The 5,914-nt window shown below is 73.3% G+C and carries 5 protein-coding genes; 4 read left to right on the top strand and 1 reads right to left on the bottom strand.

Annotation, left to right across the window (positions count from 1 at the left end; all coding sequences use genetic code 11):
• Positions 1-56: 56 nt before the first annotated feature.
• Both ACFWFR_RS16680 and ACFWFR_RS16685 read left to right on the top strand, forming a co-directional pair.
• Positions 57-1,049 carry an HAD family hydrolase gene (locus tag ACFWFR_RS16680; RefSeq protein ID WP_377623717.1) on the top strand — a complete coding sequence of 331 codons (993 nt, stop codon included), beginning with the start codon at positions 57-59 and terminating at the stop codon, positions 1,047-1,049.
• Entirely contained in the window at positions 1,046-2,839 is a 1,794-nt protein-coding gene (locus tag ACFWFR_RS16685; RefSeq protein WP_377623719.1) for a SulP family inorganic anion transporter, read from the top strand. Before ACFWFR_RS16680 ends, ACFWFR_RS16685 begins: the two co-directional genes overlap by 4 nt.
• Here ACFWFR_RS16685 and ACFWFR_RS16690 read toward each other — a convergent pair.
• Positions 2,826-4,001, bottom strand: a complete 1,176-nt coding sequence (locus tag ACFWFR_RS16690) for a serine hydrolase domain-containing protein (protein WP_377623721.1) — start codon at positions 3,999-4,001, stop codon at positions 2,826-2,828. The two genes, ACFWFR_RS16685 and ACFWFR_RS16690, sit on opposite strands and share 14 nt — an antisense overlap.
• A gap of 77 nt (positions 4,002-4,078) precedes the next feature.
• Here ACFWFR_RS16690 and ACFWFR_RS16695 point away from each other — a divergent pair, with 77 nt between their 5' ends.
• Together ACFWFR_RS16695 and ACFWFR_RS16700 are read left to right on the top strand one after the other, a co-directional pair.
• Entirely contained in the window at positions 4,079-4,663 is a 585-nt protein-coding gene (locus ACFWFR_RS16695; RefSeq protein WP_377623723.1) for a sugar O-acetyltransferase, read from the top strand.
• Between the two features lie 185 nt (positions 4,664-4,848).
• Positions 4,849-5,850 (top strand): LLM class flavin-dependent oxidoreductase, encoded by a 1,002-nt coding sequence (locus tag ACFWFR_RS16700; protein ID WP_377623725.1) that lies wholly within the window; start codon positions 4,849-4,851, stop codon positions 5,848-5,850.
• Positions 5,851-5,914 lie beyond the last annotated feature (64 nt).

The raw sequence follows: 5,914 nt of genomic DNA on the forward strand, positions 1-5,914 counted from the left end.
GCCTGATGCCGACCGCCCCGGGCGTCCCCGTACCCGGCCCCGTGAGAGGACTTCCGATGACTGCCCTTCCTTCCTGGCGTGACACCCCCGCTCGGGCCGCGATCCTCGACCTCGTCGACCGGGTCGCGAACGGCCCCGACGCGCTCCCCCCGGCCGAGCGCGTCGCGGTCTTCGACAACGACGGCACCCTGTGGACGGAGAAGCCCGTGCCGGTCCAGCTGCACTTCCTCGTCGAGCAGTGGGCGCGCGCGGCGGCCTCCGACCCCGCGCTGGCCGAGCGCCAGCCCTATCGCGCAGCGGCGACCGGGGACCTGGCCTGGTTGGGCGGCGCGGTCGACAAGCACTACGCGGGAGACGACTCCGACCTCGGCGTGCTGATCGAGGCCGTCGTGGCCGCACAGGCCGGCCGCTCGGTCGGCACCTATGCGGAAGCCGTCCGGGAGTTCCTCGACGAGGCGACGCACCCCGCCCTCGGCACGCCCTACCGGTACGCCACCTACCAGCCCATGCGCGAGCTCCTCGACCTCCTGCGCGACCACGGCTTCTCGACGTACATCACCTCGGGCGGGGACCGCGACTTCATGCGGCCGTTCACCGAGGACTTCTACGGTGTGGCCCCCGAGCAGGTCGTGGGGTCGAGCCTCGGGCTCACCTACGACGCCGAGAAGGGTGACGTGGTCTACGGCTCGTCGTTCTCCTTCCTGGACGACGGCCCGGAGAAGCCCGTGCGGATCTGGAGCAGGATCGGCCGACGGCCCGTGCTCGCCGTCGGCAACTCCGACGGGGACGTGCCCATGCTCGGGTACGCGTCCGCGCACCCGCTCGGCCTGGCCGTCCTGATCCACCACGACGACCCGGACCGCGGCGACCTTCCCTACGACAAGGGAGCCGAGCAGGCACTGGCCCTCGCCGCCGACGAGGACTGGACCGTCGTGAGCGTGCGCGACGACTGGTCGCAGGTGTTCCCGGTGCCGCCCAGCGCCCCCCGGGGCGGCGCGACGGGCGGTGCGCCGGTGGCAGTCCCGCACGGCGGGGTGGAGGCTCCGTGACGTCGGCGCCCGCAGCGCCACGGCCCCGGGACACACGCTCGGCGACGCCCGGCGTCCAGCTCTTCCCCACGCTGCGCGGCTACCGCGCCTCGTGGCTGCGCGCCGACGTCGTCGGCGGGCTCTCGGCCGGGGCCGTGGTCGTGCCGCAGGCCATGGCCTACGCGACCATCGCGAACCTGCCCGTGAGCTTCGGCCTGTACACCTGCATGGTCCCGCTCGTCGTCTACGCGCTGCTCGGCGGTTCGCGGACCCTGAGCATGAGCACGACGTCGACGATCGCCACCCTGTCGGCCTCGACCCTGCTCGCGGCAGGCGTGGCCGCGGGTGCCGACGACCCCGCCCGGGCCGTGTCCACCCTCACGCTCCTCGTGGGTGCCCTGCTGCTCCTCACGCGGCTGCTGCGGCTGGGCTCCCTCGTCGAGAACATCTCGCAGGCCACGCTCGTGGGGATCAAGGCAGGCGTGGGCGCGACCGTCGCCGCGGCCCAGCTCCCCCACCTGCTGGGGGTCCCCACCGACCCCGACGCGACCGGCTTCTTCCACGTGCTCGGCTCGGCGCTCGGCAGCCTTGACCAGGCGGTGCCCGCGACCGTCGCCCTCTCGGTCGGGAGCATCACGGTGCTCCTGGCGCTCGGACGGGTAGCTCCCAAGGTGCCCGCGCCGCTCGTCGTCGTGGCGGCGGGCATCCTGCTCGTGGCGTTCGCCGGGCTCGCCGACCACGGGGTCGCGGTCATCGAACCGATCCCGCCTGGGCTGCCGCTGCCCGTGCTGCCGGACCTGTCGCTCGTCGGGCCGTTGCTCGCGGGTGCGAGCGCGATCGCGATCATGGCGTTCCTCGAGACCGTCTCCGTGGGCCGCGGGGTCCGCCGGCCCGAGGAGCCCCAGATCGATCCCGACCAGGAGCTCCTCGCCAACGGGGTCGCGGCCGTCGTCGGTGCGTTCTTCCGCGCCATGCCCCCGGCCGGCGGCTTCTCGCAGACCGCGGTCAGCCTGCGGGCCGGTGCCCGGAGCCAGGTCGCGGGCCTCGTCACCGCGACCCTCGCGATCCTCGTCGCGCTCTTCCTGGCCCCGGTCCTCGACGACCTGCCGCAGGCGACGCTCGGCGCCATGGTGGTCGTCGCGACCGTGAGCCTCATCAAGGTCGGCGACTTCGTGCTGCTGTGGCGGATCAACCGCGTCGAGTTCGCGGTCGCGGCCGTGACCACGGCGATCGGCCTGGTCGCAGGACTCCTGCCGGCCGTCGGGGTCGGTGTCGCGTTCACGCTCCTGCTCGTGCTGCGCGAGCTCGACCAACCTCGCGTGGTCCCCCTCGTCCGGACGCCGCAGGGTGGCTGGGCCCCGGTCGAGCGCGGCACCGCCCCGGACGACGACGCGACCGACGCCTCGGCCGTGACCCGCGAGGTCGACCGCGAGGCCGCCCTGGAGTCGGACGTCGCCCCGGGCGTGCTCGTCCTGCACCTCGACGCAGGGCTCTACACCGCGAACACGAGGCCCACGATCGAACGGATCCTGGCCGTCGCTCGCGCGAGCAGCCCGACGCCGCGCGCCGTCGTCCTCGAGGCCGGGGCTCAGCGCGGGATCACCTCGACCGTCCTGGACGGCCTCACGGACCTCGACCGACAGCTCGCGGGGATCGGCTGCACGCTCGTGCTGGCCCGGGTCCCGGCGACGACCTTCGCGGCCGCCCAGGCGTCGCCGTGGTTCGCTGCGCTGTCCGCCGACGGGCGGGTCCTGCCGAACGTCGACGCCGCGGTCGCGGCGGTCCAGGCCCTGCCCGCTACGCCCCGGTGATCAGCGCGTCGAGGCGCCTGATGGGGTCCCAGGCGCCGTCCTCGCTGTTGGACACGACCGCGACCGTCACCCCGGCCGCGCCGCCGGGGCCGGGGTAGTGCCGCACGATCGCGCTCGACCCCGTGTTGATCCCGTCCTTGAAGAACGACCGGACCGTCCCGTCCGCCGTCACCTCGATCTCGAGGCCGAACGCGAAGTGCACGGCCGCGGCCTCCCCCGGCCCCGCGTCCTCGATCTCGTGGTGCAAAGCCTGCGGCGTCAGGAACGCGGACGTGAGGTCGGGCGGCAGCAGCTCGCCCGCCCGCACGGCGTCGAGGAAGCGGATCAGGTCTGCCGCGGTCACGTGCGCGCCGCCGTCGGGCGAGCCGATGGGCGGGTAGCTGTAGATGTTCTGCCGCCAGCCCACGATCGGGGGCGCGTCGCCCTCCGGGGCGGGAGGCTGGCCGAGGGACGCGGCGCCGTCGGGCATGCCTTCTTCCAGGACTGCGGGAGCCTCGGCGCGGACGGGCTCCCAGCCCTCCGCGACGTCCGGGACCGCGTCGCGCATGTCGAAGAAGCCCGACGACGTCATGCCCGCGCGCGCGAAGACGTGCTCGCGGACGTAGTCGCGGTAGGTGAGGCCCGTGGCGTGCTCGAGGGCCAGGCCCGCCAGGACGTAGCCCACGTTGCAGTAGCGGCATCCCTCGCCCACAGGGAACGTCGGGGTCTTGTGGACGAACTGCGGCAGGAAGTCCGCGGTCTGCGTGACCGAGTAGCTCGGCTTGTCGACCCACAGGGCCTCGTAGGACTCCCCCGCCTCCTCGTCGGCGTCGTCCGCGATGCCCGAGGTGTGCGAGAGCAGGTGCCGCAACGTGACCTCGCGCGGGATCCGGGTGCCGTCGAGGTCGACGTGGTCGTGGATCGAGGCATCCAGGTCGAGAGTCCCCGCGGCGACCTGCTGGAGGACCGCGACCGACGTGAAGAGCTTGGTCACCGAGGCGACGTCGAAGCGCGTCGAGGCCTTGACGGGGACGGCCCAGCGTCGTGAGGCCACGCCGTAGGCCCCCTCGAAGAGGGTCCCGCCGTCCTGGGACACGAGCACGACGCCCGAGAGCTCGTCCCGCGCGGCGGCCTGCCGCAGGTGGTCGTCGAGCGCGGCGAAGGCTGCTGGTGTCGGGGTCATGCCCTCGACGGTAGGCCCGCCGGGTCGGGGCGGGCCAGGGCAATTCCCGCTCGTTCGAGGCGTGGCAGGATCGAAGGATGGACCTCGAGGACTTTCTGGACCACGTGAACCGCGGCGGGCTCATCGAGGGCGGGTCCGAGCAGCACGCCTTCATGCACGGAGCGGCTCAGGAGGCGTTGCAGGTCGTGGCCGAGCTCAACTCCGGGTACCGCACGCCCGACGACGTGCGCGCGCTGCTCTCCCGGCTGACGGGGGTCGTCGTCGACGAGTCGGTCACGGTCTTCCCGCCGTTCTACTGCGAGTTCGGCAAGAACCTGACCCTGGGCAAGGACGTGTTCCTCAACAGCGGCTGCCGCTTCCAGGACACCGGGGGCATCACGATCGGGGACGGGACCCTCGTCGGGCACGGGTGCACCCTGACGACCCTGAACCATGCCGTCGACCCCGCCCGCCGGGCCGACATGGTGCCGTCACCCATCAGGATCGGGCGCAAGGTCTGGCTCGGCGCCGCGGTCACGGTCGTCCCCGGCGTGACGATCGGTGACGGTGCGATCGTCGGCGCCGGGGCGGTCGTGACGAAGGACGTCCCGGCTGACACGATCGTCGCGGGGGTTCCCGCGAGGATCCTCCGCACCACCGGTTTCGACGCTTCGCTCGACTGACGGGGACGCGGGCCGTCCGTGACGGGGAGCGCTCATCCACGGCGACCCGATCTCGCTCGGTGGCGGGGAGGTCGGTCCGGGTGGCCTGACCGACGCCGTCGCCCCGAAGGGGTGCGAGGATTCCCCCGCATGGCTCGTCGCCCCCTGACTTCCCCAGAAGCCCGACCGTTCGAAGGAGAACCACCGTGCCCCGTCCCCGCCTCGGCGTGATCGTCCCGCGCGACCTGCCGATCGCCGACCTGCTGCCGTTCGCGCTGCGTGCCGAGGAGATCGGCCTCGACGAGATCTGGGTGGTCGAGGACTGCTTCTTCCGGGGAGGGATCGCACAGGCCGCGACGATCCTGGCCCGGACGCAGTCGATCCGCGTGGGTATCGGGATCCTGCCGGCTGCCGTCCGCAGCCCGGCCATGACCGCGCTCGAGGCAGGGACGCTCGCCGAGCTCCACCCCGGGAGGCTGCTGCTGGGGATCGGTCACGGGATGCCCGGGTGGATGCGGCAGATCGGCGTGTGGCCCAAGAGCCCGCTGACCCTGCTCGAGGAGACCACGGGCGCGGTCCGTGCCCTCCTGCACGGCGAGCGTCTCAGCGTCGACGGACGCTACGTACAACTCGATGATGTTGCGTTGTACAGCCCTCCGGCGGTAGCCCCGCCCGTCCTCAACGGGGTGCGCGGACCTCGGTCGTTGGAGGTCGCGGGCCGCGTCGCAGACGGCACGATCCTCGACATGCCCGTGACCCCCGAGTACCTGGCGACGGTCCGCGCGGCGGTCGGACGAGGCCAGGCCGCGGCGGGCACGAGCGCCCCGCCCGAGCACACGCTCGTCGCGTTCAGCCTCGCCGTGGTGCACGACGACGTCGCAGCGGCCCGCGAGATCGTCCGGCCCGCACTGGCCACGTTCGGCGCCGCGGACTGGACCGCGCAGATCGACCCGCTCCCGTTCGCGGCCGCGTTCCGGGAGCTGCGCGACTCGACGCCGACCCCGCAGGAGTTCTCCCGGGCGCTGCCCGACGAGTGGATCGACCAGCTCGCGATCGTCGGGCCCCCCGACGTCGTCCGGGCGCGGCTGTCCGCGCTCGAGGCGAACGGGGTCAGCAGCGTGGTGGTCGTTCCCACGAGCCCCGACCCGGACCGGCCCGACGACCCGTTCGCGGCGCTCGACGCGCTGGCGCGGGTGGTCCAGGACTGAGCGTCTTCCGCGAGCCCCTGCGCCGAGAAGTGAGTTGATGCCCCTGATCCGCGCGGATCAGGGG

Source organism: Oerskovia sp. NPDC060287 (assembly GCF_042726775.1).
Taxonomy (GTDB): domain Bacteria; phylum Actinomycetota; class Actinomycetes; order Actinomycetales; family Cellulomonadaceae; genus Oerskovia; species Oerskovia merdavium.